The 13876-nt window shown below is 70.4% G+C and carries 11 protein-coding genes; 4 read left to right on the top strand and 7 right to left on the bottom strand.

Going from position 1 to position 13876, the window contains the following annotated elements; translation table 11 throughout:
• Positions 1 to 23: 23 nt before the first annotated feature.
• Complete coding sequence (locus IF78_RS0128175) at positions 24 to 554, bottom strand: DoxX family protein (protein WP_031477527.1); 531 nt, start codon at positions 552 to 554, stop codon at positions 24 to 26.
• Between the two features lie 520 nt (positions 555 to 1074).
• Positions 1075 to 2355 (bottom strand): hypothetical protein, encoded by a 1281-nt coding sequence (locus IF78_RS0128170; RefSeq protein WP_031477526.1) that lies wholly within the window; start codon positions 2353 to 2355, stop codon positions 1075 to 1077.
• A 353-nt stretch (positions 2356 to 2708) separates the two neighbouring features.
• Between IF78_RS0128170 and IF78_RS0128165 the strand changes: the two genes are divergently transcribed.
• Positions 2709 to 3620 carry a DUF4429 domain-containing protein gene (locus IF78_RS0128165; RefSeq protein WP_031477525.1) on the top strand — a complete coding sequence of 304 codons (912 nt, stop codon included), beginning with the start codon at positions 2709 to 2711 and terminating at the stop codon, positions 3618 to 3620.
• A 6-nt stretch (positions 3621 to 3626) separates the two neighbouring features.
• Here IF78_RS0128165 and IF78_RS0128160 read toward each other — a convergent pair whose 3' ends face one another.
• A complete protein-coding gene (locus tag IF78_RS0128160; protein ID WP_031477524.1) occupies positions 3627 to 4433 on the bottom strand; it encodes a class II aldolase/adducin family protein in 807 nt (268 codons plus the stop codon).
• Positions 4434 to 4624: 191 nt separating this feature from the next.
• On the opposite strand from IF78_RS0128160, the gene IF78_RS0128155 reads away from it, so the two are divergent.
• Positions 4625 to 5098 carry a pyridoxamine 5'-phosphate oxidase family protein gene (locus tag IF78_RS0128155; RefSeq protein ID WP_031477523.1) on the top strand — a complete coding sequence of 158 codons (474 nt, stop codon included), beginning with the start codon at positions 4625 to 4627 and terminating at the stop codon, positions 5096 to 5098.
• Positions 5099 to 5107: 9 nt separating this feature from the next.
• On the opposite strand, the gene guaA is transcribed toward IF78_RS0128155, so the two are convergent.
• Positions 5108 to 6685 carry a glutamine-hydrolyzing GMP synthase gene (gene guaA / locus IF78_RS0128150; protein ID WP_031477522.1) on the bottom strand — a complete coding sequence of 526 codons (1578 nt, stop codon included), beginning with the start codon at positions 6683 to 6685 and terminating at the stop codon, positions 5108 to 5110.
• 324 nt (positions 6686 to 7009) lie between these two features.
• On the opposite strand from guaA, the gene IF78_RS0128145 reads away from it, so the two are divergent.
• On the top strand, positions 7010 to 7291 hold the full coding sequence (locus IF78_RS0128145) for a chorismate mutase (RefSeq protein ID WP_031477521.1): 282 nt from the start codon (positions 7010 to 7012) through the stop codon (positions 7289 to 7291).
• Positions 7292 to 7835: 544 nt separating this feature from the next.
• On the opposite strand, the gene IF78_RS0128140 is transcribed toward IF78_RS0128145, so the two are convergent.
• Positions 7836 to 8975, bottom strand: a complete 1140-nt coding sequence (locus tag IF78_RS0128140; RefSeq protein WP_031477520.1) for a hypothetical protein — start codon at positions 8973 to 8975, stop codon at positions 7836 to 7838.
• Positions 8976 to 9232: 257 nt separating this feature from the next.
• On the opposite strand from IF78_RS0128140, the gene IF78_RS0128135 reads away from it, so the two are divergent.
• On the top strand, positions 9233 to 10294 hold the full coding sequence (locus IF78_RS0128135; protein WP_031477519.1) for an LPXTG cell wall anchor domain-containing protein: 1062 nt from the start codon (positions 9233 to 9235) through the stop codon (positions 10292 to 10294).
• Positions 10295 to 10402: 108 nt separating this feature from the next.
• Here IF78_RS0128135 and IF78_RS0128130 read toward each other — a convergent pair whose 3' ends face one another.
• Both IF78_RS0128130 and IF78_RS0128125 read right to left on the bottom strand, forming a co-directional pair.
• The gene (locus tag IF78_RS0128130) at positions 10403 to 12193 is read right to left on the bottom strand and encodes a GMC oxidoreductase (protein ID WP_031477518.1); all 1791 of its coding nucleotides are present in this window, start codon (positions 12191 to 12193) and stop codon (positions 10403 to 10405) included.
• 44 nt (positions 12194 to 12237) lie between these two features.
• Positions 12238 to 13851 (bottom strand): succinic semialdehyde dehydrogenase, encoded by a 1614-nt coding sequence (locus IF78_RS0128125; RefSeq protein WP_031477517.1) that lies wholly within the window; start codon positions 13849 to 13851, stop codon positions 12238 to 12240.
• Between the last annotated feature and the right edge of the window lie 25 nt (positions 13852 to 13876).

The following is a 13876-nucleotide window of genomic DNA, read 5'->3' as shown; positions in this document are numbered from 1 at the left end:
GCCGCGCGGTTGGGGCCGGGAGGCTACCGGTAGCGTCCCGCCCGCTGCCGTCGCCGCGTGCGCAGTGCGGCGTCCACGGAGAACATGGGGGCGCCCGCGAGCACGAGGGGCAGCCAGGCCATCAGATAGGCCAGGTCATTGCCGTAGTAGTACGGATCGGCAGCCCAGCTCACCGTCAACCACAGGCTCAGCGAGATGAGCGCGCCGCCGAGTGCCGCCAGGCGGGCGAGCAGCCCGATGAGCGTGCCGATGCCGACGGCCAGCTCGCCGACGGCGATCGCACGGCCGAAGCCGACGGGGCTCTCCAGTGCCAGGTCGACCAAGTCCGGGATGGCCGCGGAGTCACGAACGGCACGCATCATGTCGCCGATCGACCCCGAACCGGAGTCCTTCAGGAAGGCGCTGTCGGTGAGTTTGTCCAAGCCGGCGTAGATGAAGGTGACGCCGAGGAAGACGCGGAGAGGGAGGAATGCGTAACGGCTGGCGGTGTCCCGCCAGTCCCGGCCGCCGTCGAGATAAGGGGAGTGCGTGTCCGTGTGCATACCGTGAGTCATCGCCCGTAGCCGCCTCTCGCCCGCCGTGCCGTGACCCCTCGAGGAACGATACGTACGCAGCGACTGCGCCGCTCATTCCAGTACCGCCCCGATTTTCCGACGCCCTCCACCTGGAGGAAACCCCGCGTCGACACCGGGCACAGTCGGAAACAATCGATGCCGACCGGCGCTGTGGCTGGGCGGGGGTGGATCGCGCGGCCCGGCGCTGGCGGAGTGCCGCTGCGCCCACCCGTGCCGCCCCAGCGGCACGACTGCCCGCAGCTAGGCGGGCCTGGGAGGGCGTGTACCCCCACGGGCCTGCAGTCGCGTACGGCGGGAAGGGGACGGGCCGGGGGGTGTCCGCCCACAGTGGCCGGCGTCAACACGCAGCCCCTCCCGGCCTAAGTCCAGCCGCCGGTCCGAGGACGGACACCCCCCGGCCCGGCCCCGACCCACAACACGACCGCAGCCGCTACACGCACCCCCACCAAACCCGCACAGGCGCCGCAGGCATCAACGCGCACCCCCACCCCCACCCCCGTCAGTCAGTCACATCAACCACATACCGATTCGTCTCCACCCCCGCCACAGTAACCACCTGCACCTCCACCCGCCCCGGCTCCACATCCGCAGGCACCGGCACCGTCAGCACCGCATCCGTCGGATTGCTGAACCCCCCGGCCACCGGCACCAACGGCACATGCACATGCACCGCCCCGATCCGCACCACCATCCGCGCCAGCCGATCCGCCCCCTGCGCCCCGGGCGGCACAAACCCGGCCCCCCGGATCTCGATGTCGTCCCCCGTACGGATCGGCGCGTCAAGATCCCCGGCCTCCCGGGCCCGCACCACCGACAGAATCACCGGCCGACCCCCCTCCGCATACTTCCCGGCGAGATACGTCGCCGCAGACACCAGCACCACCACCGCCAGCCCCCACGGCAGATCCGGCAACTGATCGGGCCGCCGAGCCAACCGCACCGCCGCGAACAGCAACGCGACCCCGCCGATCACGACGTACTGGATGTCCGCGAACGTCCCCCGCCCCGCGTCATCCGTCAGCAGATCCGCCGCCCGAGGCCGGTCCGCCCGCACCTTCTGCAGCCGCTGCCCGAGCACCCGCACCCCGACCACCCGCCGCACCAGCACCGCGATCGCACACACCACGGCGAGCACGGTCACCGCACCCGCGCCCCGCCCGAGTTCGAGCCCGGCGATCAGCGCATCGCGCTCCCGGTGCCCGGACGCCCCCGCGAGCCGCCCCACCAGCACGAGCACGGCGTACACCACGAACAGCACCCACGCCCCGGCCACCGCACGCGACGTGGAGAGCCGGTTGTCCTCACCGATGACCGGCGCCAGCGCGCCACCCCGCGCCCGGTGGAACCACGACGCCGCGGTGAGCGCCCCGGCCGTCAGCAGCGCCGCCAGCAGCCCGGCCGTACGCGCCGACGTCCACCCCGCGCCGATCGCCGTGAACGCCTGCACGAGCAGCAGCACGACGACCAGCGCCCAGACCACCGTCGCCGTACGAAGCCACAGCCGCGCCAGCCACGCCTCCCCCTCGGCCCGCCCCCGCTCGGCGACCAGTTCCGCGGACTGCGTCAACTCCGCGGAGACCCACTGCCGGGAAGCCGAGGCCGAATGGGCCACGGCAGCCGGCAGCCCCTGCCCCGCGGCGAACTCGTCCCGCTTCAGCAGAAACTCGGCGACCGCCCGCCGATGCCCCGCACGCGCCCCGTGCGGACAGTCCCCACAGGTGCAGCCACCCCCGTGCACGCCCGCTGCCGAGCCGCCCTGCCCAGCCTCCCGCACCGCCACGCCCGACGCCTGCCTTCCCCACAACCTCGCGACCCAGTGGCCTCACGACCACTGACCCGGATGACCAGTAACCCGTCATGGCTTATGACCTCATGGCTTATGACCTCATGGCCTCATCACCTCATGGCCTTATAGCCTCACGGCCCCACCATCGGCAGCCCGTCTCAGATACCGGCCACCAAGCCGGGCCACCCCAGCCTTCCGGCAACCCCCCCGACCGGCACCCGCACCCCGACAACTCCCTTGCGACGACAGCGAATTGTGCCCTACACCCCCCACCCCACTCCCGGCAGGTCCGGTAGGCGCGAGTGAGGACCGGGCCTCCGTGTTGACCCGGCTGCGAGAATTTCCCTATGGCCGAGATCATCCAGCGCGACGGGACCTGGGCCTTCGACGGCACGACGGTCCGGATCACGCCGGGACTCCACCGCTCCGTGCCGCTGTTCCGGCAGACGTACGGTGAGATCACCGTCCCGCTCGAGGCCGTGGCGAGCATCGTCTTCGAACCCGAACGCAAGCGCGGACGGCTGCGGATGCGGCTGCGCGAGGGCGCGGACCCGCTGCTCCAAGCGACCGGCGGCAGGCTGCCGGACACGGCGGATCCGTACCGGCTGACGGTGGACGTTGACCGTGCCGGGGTCGCCGAGTACGTCGCCGAGGAGATCCGCCACGCTCTGCTCCTGGACCAGATCCCCAAGGAACCGACCAAGACCTATCTCCTTCCCGGCCCACCCGTCCCGGTCTCCGTCCGTTCCTCCGACGGCACGGTCTCCTTCGACGGCACCCAGGTGCGGATCGACTGGTCCGACACCTCCGACCGGGTCAAACGGGCGACCGGCCCGCGGATCATCGACGTGGGTGACCTCGTCCAGATCGAGTGGCTGCCCAACTCCGGCTACGAGGACGGCTTCCTGCGCTTCGTGACCCGCGAGACGCTGTTCTCCAAACTGCCGCCGGAGAAGGACCCGTACGCCCTGGATCTGTGGGGCAGCGCCCGCCGCGACCTGCTCACCGCCCTGGTCGCCACCGCGGTCACGGCCCGCATGCCCCATCCTTCAACCCGCACAGGGATCGAGCACGGCGACCGCCCCGACCGCCCCGACCGTCCCGACCGCCCGCAGCCGGCGTCCACCGTCCCGCCCCCGGTCGACCATCACGACGTACTGCTGCGCAGGCTGCGGGAGTTGGGGGAACTTCACCGGGACGGCGTACTCACGGACGAGGAGTTCGCGATGACGAAGGCGGTGGTCCTGCGGGGCTTCTGATACGGCTCAGCTCAACAAGTCGGGCTCACTGCGGCTGACGTCCTGCCACAACGGCTGATAGTTGATCCACGCCACCAGATCCCCACCCAACTGCTCCCACGTGGCCACCGCCAGCCGATGCTCGATCAGCACCGGACGCCCCGCCGCCTTCGCCGTCAGCTGCACCTGGCAGGACCGTTCCATCGACAGGAACCACCAGGCGGCGGCGTCCACCGAGTCCCCGACGGTCAGCAGGCCGTGGTTGCGCAGGACGAGGGCCTTGCGGGAGCCGAGCGCGGCCGCGATCCGGCGGCCCTCCACGGCGTCGACGGCGACCCCCGAGTACGCGTCGTAGAGCGCGTGGTCCTCGTAGAAGGCGCAGCTCTCCTGGGTGATCGGGTCCAGCAACTCGCCCAGCGCCGCGAGCGCGCGCCCGTGCACCGAGTGGCAGTGGGCGACCGCGACGACGTCGGGGCGGGCGGCGTGGACCTGGGAGTGCACAGTGAAGGCGGCCTGGTTCACGTGGTAGCGGCCGTCGATCACCTGCCCCTCGGAGTTGGCGAGGACCAGGTCGCTGACGGTGACGTGCTTGAACGGCATCCCGAACGGGTTCACCCAGAAGCAGTCGCTGAACTCGGGATCGCGCGCGGTGATGTGCCCGGAGACCCCGTCCTCGAACCCCAGCCGCCCGAAGATCCTGAGCGCCCCCGCCAGCCGTTCCTTGCGATGCCGGCGCTCGTCCTCGAGGGACTCGTGCATCGGCGGCATCGCGAACTGCAGCTGATCGGTCGGCAGCGGCGAGGGCGGTACGGGCCCGAGGGGCGTCCCGTGCATGTGTCCTCCAGCACTGGGTTGCTTACGGGGCGGAAGTTACCGTCGGTCAGCGCAGGAGAACAGAGATGTTCTGTAAAGATCCCGCCCGCATCGCGCCCCGCCCTCATCGCGCCCTGATCGCGCCCTCGCTACGCCCCCAAGCCCGCGGAATCCAGACAGCGGATGTCGGATATCCCGGCCACACTCGCCGTATGACAGCGAACTGGGCAACTTTCACCGAGGCGGAACCGGAACTCGCCCGCCGCGCCGAGGAGCGCTTCGGCGCCTTCACCCACCACGTCCTCGCCACCCTCCGCAAGGACGGCTCCCCGCGCACCACGGGCCTGGAGGTCCGCTTCCTGAACGGCGAGCTCTGGCTCGGGATGATGCCGAACTCGCTCAAGGCACTCGATCTGCGCCGTGACCCGCGTTTCGCGCTCCAGGCGAACCCGGGGGAGGGCACCGGAATGGGCGGCGGGGATGTGCGGATCAGCGGACGGGCGGTCGAGGTCGAGGACCCCGAGACCAAGAAGGCGTACACACAAGAGGTGGAACCGCCGGAGCCGTTCCACCTCTTCCGCACCGAGCTGACGGAGGTCGTACGGACCTACGTCGAGGACGACAAGTACCTCGTCGTCCAGATCTGGAAGCCCGGAGAGCCGGTGCGCACTCTCAAGCGGACCTGACCGGCGGGATCACTCCCACTCGATGGTGCCCGGCGGCTTCGACGTCACGTCGAGCACGACCCGGTTGACGTCCCGCACCTCGTTGGTGATCCGGGTCGAGATCCGCGCCAGCACGTCGTACGGCAGCCTCGACCAGTCGGCGGTCATCGCGTCCTCGGACGAGACCGGGCGCAGGACGATCGGGTGGCCGTAGGTCCGGCCGTCGCCCTGCACACCGACGCTTCGGACGTCCGCGAGCAGGACCACCGGGCACTGCCAGATGTCACGGTCGAGACCGGCCGCCGTGAGCTCCTCACGGGCGATGGCGTCGGCATCGCGGAGCAGGTCGAGCCGTTCCTTGGTCACCTCACCGACGATCCGGATGCCCAGGCCGGGCCCCGGGAAGGGCTGGCGCTGGACGATCTCCTCCGGGAGCCCGAGCTCCTGGCCGACCATCCGCACCTCGTCCTTGAACAGCTTGCGCAGCGGCTCGATCAGCTTGAACTCGAGGTCCTCCGGCAGGCCGCCGACGTTGTGGTGGGACTTGATGTTGGCCGTGCCGGTGCCGCCACCGGACTCGACCACATCGGGGTACAGGGTGCCCTGGACGAGGAACTCCACCGCCGGACCCTCGTCCGCGATGATCTCGGCCTGCGCCTGCTCGAAGACCCGGATGAACTCCCGGCCGATGATCTTCCGCTTCTCCTCGGGGTCCGAGACACCCTTCAGAGCCGTCAGGAACCGCTCCTCCGCGTCCACGACCTTCAGCTGTACGCCGGTCGCGGCCACGAAGTCCTTCTCGACCTGCTCGGTCTCGCCCTTGCGCATCAGGCCGTGGTCGACGTACACGCAGGTCAGCTGGGAGCCGATGGCCTTCTGGACCAGCGCCGCCGCCACGGCGGAGTCCACGCCGCCGGACAGCCCGCAGATGGCGCGCCTGTCGCCGACCTGCTCGCGGATGGCCGCGACCTGCTCCTCGATGACGTTCCCGGTGGTCCAGGAGGGCGTGAGCCCGGCACCGCGGTACAGGAAGTGCTCCAGCACCTGCTGGCCGTGCGTGGAGTGCATGACCTCGGGGTGGTACTGGACGCCGTAGAGCTTCTTCTCGTCGTTCTCGAAGGCGGCGACCGGGACGACATCGGTGGAGGCCGTCACGGAGAAGCCCTCGGGGGCGGCGGAGCAGGCGTCGCCGTGCGACATCCATACGTGCTGCTCGGCCGGGGTGCCCTCGAAGAGGGTCGAGGACGACTTCGAGACATGGAGATCGGTACGGCCGTACTCGCGCGCTCCGGTGTTGTCGACCGTCCCGCCCAGGCTCTGCGCCATGAGCTGGAAGCCGTAGCACATGCCGAAGACGGGGACGCCGGCCTCGAAGAGGGCGCGGTCGAGGCGGGGGGCGCCCTCCTCGTACACGGACGAGGGGCCGCCGGAGAGGATGATCGCCGCCGGGTTCTTGGCGAGCATCTCCTGGACCGGCATGGTGCTCGGCACGATCTCGCTGTAGACCCGGGCCTCGCGGACGCGACGGGCGATGAGCTGGGCGTACTGCGCGCCGAAGTCGACGACCAGGACGGTGTCGGGGGCGGCGGCGGGGTTCGCTGATGACACGGGTTGCCTTCCGGCGGTGAGCGAGGTGGGTGTGAGGCCGATTCTACCGGGAGCCGCGGGACCACCTCCGGGGAAAGCCCCGTCTCAGGATGCGAACCGTCTTGGACACCTCCGCGAGGCCCGGCATACTGACCCCATGCTCACGCACGCGACCTTCCTCTTTACCTATGGCACCCGGCCCGCCGGCTGCCATGGTCGTGCTGCTTGAGCAACTGACAAGCGACTTCCCAGGCGCCCCGGGCCGACAAGGTCCGGGGCGCCTGTCGTTTCCGGGCCCTGTCGCTCCGGGGCACCACCCCTTCGACTTCGACGAGGAGCCCCCGCATGACCGCCATCGACGTGACCGGCGCCCGCACCACCGAGGCCGCGGACGTGATCACCGGTGCCCGCGAACGCATCGACGCCCTGGACGACCGGATCATCGGGCTGATCCAGGAACGCATGGCCGTCTCGGCCGTCATCCAGGAGGCGCGGATCACCTCCGGCGGCCGGCGGGTGAACCTGTCCCGCGAGATGGAGGTTCTCAGCCACTACAGCGAGGCGCTGGGCAAGCCGGGCACGTCCCTCGCCATGACGCTGCTCGAACTGTGCCGCGGTCGCATCTGAGTTCGGGGCCCCTCTCACCCGTACGGTGCGTGACGCCTCCCCCACCCCTTCGTTGGTACCGGTGTCCGTGCCAGCCAGGGGCGGGCCCGAAAGAAACCACGCGTGGCTCACTGGAGCGATGAGGCGCACGGATCACGCCGTACGCCGTGGGACCTCGCTCCAGGTAAGTGACCGGACGGCAGGGGACAGCAGCCCGGTCACCCAGGAAGGTCGGCTCCGGGGACGCCCGGGGCCGGCCGGCGGAAAGTGCGGGAAGAACGCACGGAACGCAAGACGGCGTACAAGACCGGGTCAAGCGGTTGCGGCGGCCGGATCCATCCAGCACGATGCGTAGAAACCGCCGGGTTCCGCCGACCCGGCCCCACCGGACAACTGCATTGCCAGAGGTCGAGACCATCCGTGACCAGCGGCGCAACCCCCCGGCGCCGCTCCCCAGGCACCGACGCTGCCCTGACGTCGGTGCTGACGAAAGAAGGGCCCCGCGGCTACTGCCCGCGGGGCCCTTCTCATGCCGTACGGACGACCCACGACCGGCCCGACGGGGCTAGGTGCGCGAGAGCGTGCCGCACTCCGTTCCCGCCTCCGCCCCGTCCAGCTCTCTGCTCCGGTCGTACGGATCCACCACGTCACCGGACGGCTCGGGGCTGGCGGCCAGGTCGGCCTGGAACCTCGGATGGATGAAGCCGTCACCCTGTCGGCAGGCGTCGTTGCCGATTTCGCTGCTGAGGTCGAACAGCCAGATGCGCCGCTCGGTCGCCTGGTACCTGACGGGGTCGACGACCTCCACCCCGATGGCGCGGCGGACGATCGTGCGCGTGACCTCCTGGCCGCCGCCGGCCCGCGCCACCGGGTACACGAAGGTGTAGTCGGCCCGGATCAGCGCCTTTCCGCCCTTGCCCTCGCCCGGTTCGACCGTCATACGGCCGCGCACCTTCACCTCGGTGCCGACGAGCTCGATCTCGTCCGGGTCGAAGCGCGTGAACTTCCACTTGGGGTCGTTCTCGACGGTGGGGCGGCGCAGGCCCGCGCGCAGACGGTCGACGTACTCCTTCGACAGCGGGTCGAGGAGCGCCAGCGCCTCCTTCGGCTCGGCGCCGTACAGCACGTCGCGGTCGAGATTGGAGGCGACGAGGAACTGCTTCGTGAGCCGCAGCGCCGTCTCGATCCGCGCGGCGGAGACCCCGCTGACGGACTTGGCCTTCGGCACCTCGATGGCGTCCGCGCCCCCGGCCCAGCGCTCGGCCGGAGAGCCCGCGAACGGCCGCTTACGGGTGGGCTGACCTGCCACGTCGGCGGGCGCCCCGCTGGGCCGGGTGGTCTCGGCGTTCATCGGTGACGCCGACGGAGCGTCCGCGTCGGCGCCCGAGCCGCCGGGCAGCCAGGACAGCGCGGCGGACGGCTTGAGGGCGATCACGGCCACGGCGACGGCGAGCAGCACGCCGAGCACACTCCACACCTTCCGGCGCCGCGCGGCCCGGCCGTTCATCTCCTGCCGGGCGGGGCCGGTACGCCAGCCGGCGGGGAGTTCCCCGCGGGCGTCCTGCTGCCGCAGGCGTTCGGTGACCATGCGGGCGCGGGCGGAGGGTTCCTTCGGGGCGGCGGCGTGGTCGCGCTCGGCGTCCCGGACGAACTTCTCCCATTCCTCGTCCGGTATGGACGAGGACTCGGACGGCTTGTCGGTCACGGCGGTGTGCGCTTCCTCTCAGCGGGCTGTCGGCCGGCTGAGCGTACGTCAGCTCCTGGCCCCCAGGAGGGCCGTCCCGGACGCGATGCCGGTGTGATGCAGACCACATAAGAATTCCATCAGTGATGGCACAACCATTCACAGCCGTCACCGATCAAACGCTGCGTACCAAGGGCCACACCCGCGCCCCACACGCGGAGGCCTCCCTCCCATTCGCGTGTTGCCATGTCGCAGCACTCCGGACTTTCGAGGTCTTCATGAAGCTTCGCCGCGCCCTGGCCGCCGCAGCCACGACGGCTGTCATCGCGCCGATCGCGCTGCTGTCCGCGCCGACCGCGTTCGCCACCACGGACGACCCGACGTCTGCGCCCACCGAGACGGTGACCGACGCGCCGACCGACACGCCGACCGAGGACGCGACCACGCCGGCCACCGAAGAGCCGACGCCCACCGAGGACGCGACGACCCCGGCCACCGAAGAGCCGACGCCCACCGAGGACGCCACCACGCCGGCCACCGAAGAGCCGACGCCCACCGAGGAGCCCACGACCTCCGCCTCCCCGTCCCCCTCGGAGAGCGCCCCGTCCGACGACGACGAGTCGTGGAACCCGTACGAGGACTGCGAGACCTTCGACCTCGACGACAACCTCCAGGCCGAGATCTCCGGTCTGCCGAGCAAGATCGTCGCGGGTTCGGGCTGGCACAACTTCGAGTTCGTCGCCACGAACAACTCCGACAAGGACCTGGAGAACGTCTGGATCGAGGCGCTCACCGAGTACGCGGACGAGGTCAACGACGAGTCCTCGCTGTACCTGGACCTGGCCGAGATCCAGGTCAAGGAAGACGGCAAGTGGACCAGCAGCTACCAGGACTTCTACAAGGACGAGGACGGCAAGACCGTCTTCACCGGTAGCTTCGTCGCCTCCCTCGACAAGCTGGAGGCGAACTCCTCCGCCAGCCTGGACCTCCGCGTCCGTGTGAAGTCCTCCGCCCCGGCCGGCGCGTCTTTCGCGCTGAGCCAGGCGATCTACGCCGGTGAGGACGCCGCCTGCTACGGCAACGGTGAGTTCTACGAGTTCACCGTCCTCGCCGCGGGCAGCAACCCGGGCAACCCCGGCCCCGCCAAGCCGAACGGTGAGAAGCCGGGCATCGACGGCAACAAGCCGCAGGGCGAGGTCGAGGAGATCACCGGCAACCTGGCCGAGACCGGCTCCAGCTCCAACCTCCCGATCATCGCGACCGTCGGTGGCGTCGCCATCCTCGCCGGTGCGGGCGTCGTGTTCGCCATGAAGCGCCGCAAGGTGGGTGCGGAGGCGTAAGCCTCAGCAGAGCTTGACGCAAGACAGAGAAGGACCTGCGCTCGGAGGGGGGTGCAGGTCCTTCTCTGTTGTTTCGTGAGGCCGTATGGCCTACTTCTTCCGCATGGCCTACTTCTTCGGCGGCACCGCCGGCATCCCGAGGAACGGCAGCCTCAACGCCCCGAACGCCTCCGCCGGGACCGCCGGCGACTTCGGCTCGACCGGTTTCAGGCGTTCGTACGCCGCTCCCTGCGCCGGACGCGGGTCGGCCTCGCCCTTGTTGGGCCAGAACGACATCGCCCGCTCGGCCTGCGCGGTGATTGTCAGGGACGGGTTGACGCCCAGGTTGGCCGAGACCGCCGCACCGTCGACGACCGAGATGCCGGGGTGGCCGTACAGGCGGTGGTACGGGTCGAGCACGCCGGTCTCGGGCGAGTCGCCGATCGGGCAGCCGCCGAGGAAGTGGGCGGTGAGCGGGGTGCCCATCAGCTCGCCGACGTTGGAGCCGGCGAAGCCGTTGATGTCGGCCGCGATGGCCGACGCCGCCTGAGAAGCCGCCTTGATCTGCTTGGGGTTGGGGGACCCGTGGCCCTGGCGGGCGGTGAGCAGGCCCTTGCCGACGCCGTCCGGCTTCAGATACGTCGTCAGCGAGTTGTCCAGCGACTGCATCACCAGGCCGATGATGGTCCGCTCCGACCAGCGGCGGTTGGAGAGGGAGCGGAGGACGAGGAGGGGATGGCGGGCCGCGTTGGCCAGCCAGGCCGCGACCCGCGACGAGCCCTCCGCGTACGGGACCTGCAGGATCGACAGGCCGCCCATCGAGTTGGAGCCCTTGCCGTAGCGGACCGGCTCGATGTGGGTGTTCTCGTCCGGGTGGATCGAGGACGTGATGGCGACCCCGCGCGTGAAGTCCACCTTCGGCTCGCCCGTCGCCTTGCGGTAGCGCCGGTTGTCGGTCTGCGCGCCGACCAGGGCCTCGGAGTTGGTGCGGGTCAGCTCGCCCAGCTTCGGGGAGAGGTACGGCAGTTGACCGCCCGCCTTCATGCGGTGCAGGAGGGTCTGGGTGCCGTACGTGCCCGCCGCGATCACCACCCGGCGGGCCTTGAAGAGCCTGCCCTCGCCGCTCTTCTTCCGACTGCCCCTGCGGTCGGTCGGCAGCGTCGCCACCGCGTAGCCGCCCTGCGAGTCGTCCGTGACGGAGACCACCGTCGTCAGCGGGTGGACGACCGCGCCCGCCTTCTCGGCCAGGTAGAGGTAATTCTCGTTCAGGGTGTTCTTCGCACCGTGCCGGCAACCCGTCATGCACTCACCGCACTCCGTGCACGCCTTGCGCGCCGGGCCCGCCCCGCCGAAGTACGGGTCCGCGACCTCCTGCCCGGGCCTGGCCTTCGCCTTCCCTTCGGCGTCCTTGCCGTCCCCGAAGAACACGCCGACCGGCGCCATGTGGAAGGTGTCGCCGACGCCCATCCGCTCGGCCGCCGCCTTCAGGTGGACGTCGGACGGGGTCATCGTCGGGTTGAGCCGTACGCCGAGCATGCGCTGGGCCTGGTCGTAGTACGGCTTCAACTCCTCCTGCCAGTCGGTGATGTCACGCCACTGCGGGTCGTCGAAGAAGGCCTTCGGCGGTACGTACAGGGTGTTGGCGTAGTTGAGGGAGCCCCCGCCCACCCCCGCGCCGGCCAGGACCATGACGTTGCCCAGCAGGTGGATGCGCTGGATGCCGTACATGCCGAGCCTGGGGGCCCAGAGGTAGTTCTTGAGGTCCCAGGAGTTCTTGGGGAGGGCCTCGCGAGTCCAGCGCCGGCCGGCCTCCAGGACGCCTACGCGGTAGCCCTTCTCGGTGAGACGAAGGGCGGTGACGGAGCCGCCGAAGCCCGATCCGACGACGATCACGTCGTAGTCATAGGTGTCCTGTGGCACGTGCTCTCCTCGTTGAGAACAGGGGATTGGAGAACAGGGGGTTGTTACTTGAAGCGCAGGGCCTTCATCAGCCGCAGACTCCGGCTCATGAACTGCGCGTACTTCTCGTCGTCCATCCCCAGCGACGGCGCCATCGGCAGCAGCCGCTGCTGGGCGACCGTCTGGGCCTCCGTGTACTTGAGGATGCCCTCGGAGCCGTGGCGTCGGCCGAGGCCGGAGTCCTTCATGCCGCCCATGGGCGACTGGACGCTGCCATAGGCGGGGGCGTAGCCCTCGTTGACGTTGACCGTTCCGGTGCGCAGACGGGCGGCGACCTCGCGGCCGCGGCGGCCGTCCTTCGTCCAGACCGACGAGTTGAGGCCGTACGGCGTGGAGTTGGCGAGCTCGATCGCCTCGTCCTCGGTCTTGAAGCGGTAGATGGAGACGACCGGGCCGAAGGTCTCCTCGGAGCAGACGGCCATCGGCGCCTCGACGCCGTCGAGGATGGTCGGCTCGAAGAAGTACGGGCCGATGTCGGGGCGGGCCGTGCCGCCGGCGACGAGTTTCGCGCCCTTGGCGACGGCCTCCTCCACGTGTCGGGTCACCGTCTCCAGCTGGCGCTCGCCGACCAGGGAGCCCATGTCGGCGCCGTAGGCGAGGGACTTGCCCAGCCGCATCGACCTGGTCCGGGCGGCGAAACGCTCGACGAAGGCGTCCGCGATCGACTCGTGGACGTACAGCCGCTCGATGGAGATGCACAGTTGACCGGCGGAGGAGAAGCAGGCGCGGACGGCGCCCGCGGCGGCCTTCTCCACGTCTGCGTCCTCAAGGACCAGCATGGCGTTCTTGCCGCCGAGTTCGAGGGAGACGCCGACCAGACGGGCGGCGGCGCCCTGGGCGACCTCGCGGCCGGTGCGGGTGGAGCCGGTGAAGGAGACGTAGTCGGCGTGCCGGACGACCTCGGGGCCGACGACCGGGCCCTCGCCGAGCACCACCTGGAAGACGTCGGCGGGCAGACCGGCCTCTATGAGCAGGTCACGGGCCCAGAGGGCGGTGAGGCAGGTCTCCGTGTCCGGCTTCATGACGACCGCGTTGCCCGCGACGAACGCCGGGAGCGCGTCACCGACGGACAGCTCCAGGGGGTAGTTCCACGGGGCGATCTGGCCCACGACGCCACGCGGGTGGCGCAGTTCGGTGACCTTCGTGAGCGTGGGCATGGCGCCCGTGTGCCGCTTCGGCCTGAGGTAGGCGGGTGCCTTGCGCCCGTAGTGGCGGGCCGCGACGGCTACGGCCTGCACCTCCTCGTGGGCGTGCAGGCGCGCCTTGCCGGTCTCCAGCTGGATGAGGTCGAGAACCTCGGCCTGGCGTTCGAGCACCAGGTCGTGGAAACGGAGCAGGACGGCGGCGCGCTGCCGCACCGGAACCCGGGCCCAGACGGCCTGTGCCTTACGGGCCGCCTCGTAGGCCTTCCGCACGTCCTCGGGTGTGGATTCGGGCAGGTCGGCCAGCTTCTCGCCGGTGAACGGCGTGTGGTTGGCGGTACGGCCGGAACCGACCACGCCCTTGGTGAGCTGGGCCACCAGCTCGGGGGTGACCACGTCGGCAGCGGTGCGGGCGCCCTCCGGGGCGGGGGCGAGGGGGTTCGTGCCGGTCTTGGCCGGGGCCTGCGCGTCCGTCATGAGCCGCAGGGTATGCCGGAGCGGG

Origin of the sequence: Streptomyces bicolor, assembly GCF_000719285.1 — a bacterium.
GTDB classification, from domain to species: domain Bacteria; phylum Actinomycetota; class Actinomycetes; order Streptomycetales; family Streptomycetaceae; genus Streptomyces; species Streptomyces bicolor.
This window is presented reverse-complemented; position numbering and strand designations above follow the sequence as displayed.

Excerpts from the sequence above, each read along its gene's own strand:
- IF78_RS0128175 (WP_031477527.1), bottom strand. The coding sequence starts at position 554 with ATGACTCACGGTATGCACACGGACACGCACTCCCCTTATCTCGACGGC.
- IF78_RS0128165 (WP_031477525.1), top strand. The coding sequence starts at position 2,709 with ATGGCCGAGATCATCCAGCGCGACGGGACCTGGGCCTTCGACGGCACG.
- IF78_RS0128160 (WP_031477524.1), bottom strand. The coding sequence starts at position 4,433 with ATGCACGGGACGCCCCTCGGGCCCGTACCGCCCTCGCCGCTGCCGACC.
- IF78_RS0128155 (WP_031477523.1), top strand. The coding sequence starts at position 4,625 with ATGACAGCGAACTGGGCAACTTTCACCGAGGCGGAACCGGAACTCGCC.
- IF78_RS0128145 (WP_031477521.1), top strand. The coding sequence starts at position 7,010 with ATGACCGCCATCGACGTGACCGGCGCCCGCACCACCGAGGCCGCGGAC.
- IF78_RS0128135 (WP_031477519.1), top strand. The coding sequence starts at position 9,233 with ATGAAGCTTCGCCGCGCCCTGGCCGCCGCAGCCACGACGGCTGTCATC.
- IF78_RS0128125 (WP_031477517.1), bottom strand. The coding sequence starts at position 13,851 with ATGACGGACGCGCAGGCCCCGGCCAAGACCGGCACGAACCCCCTCGCC.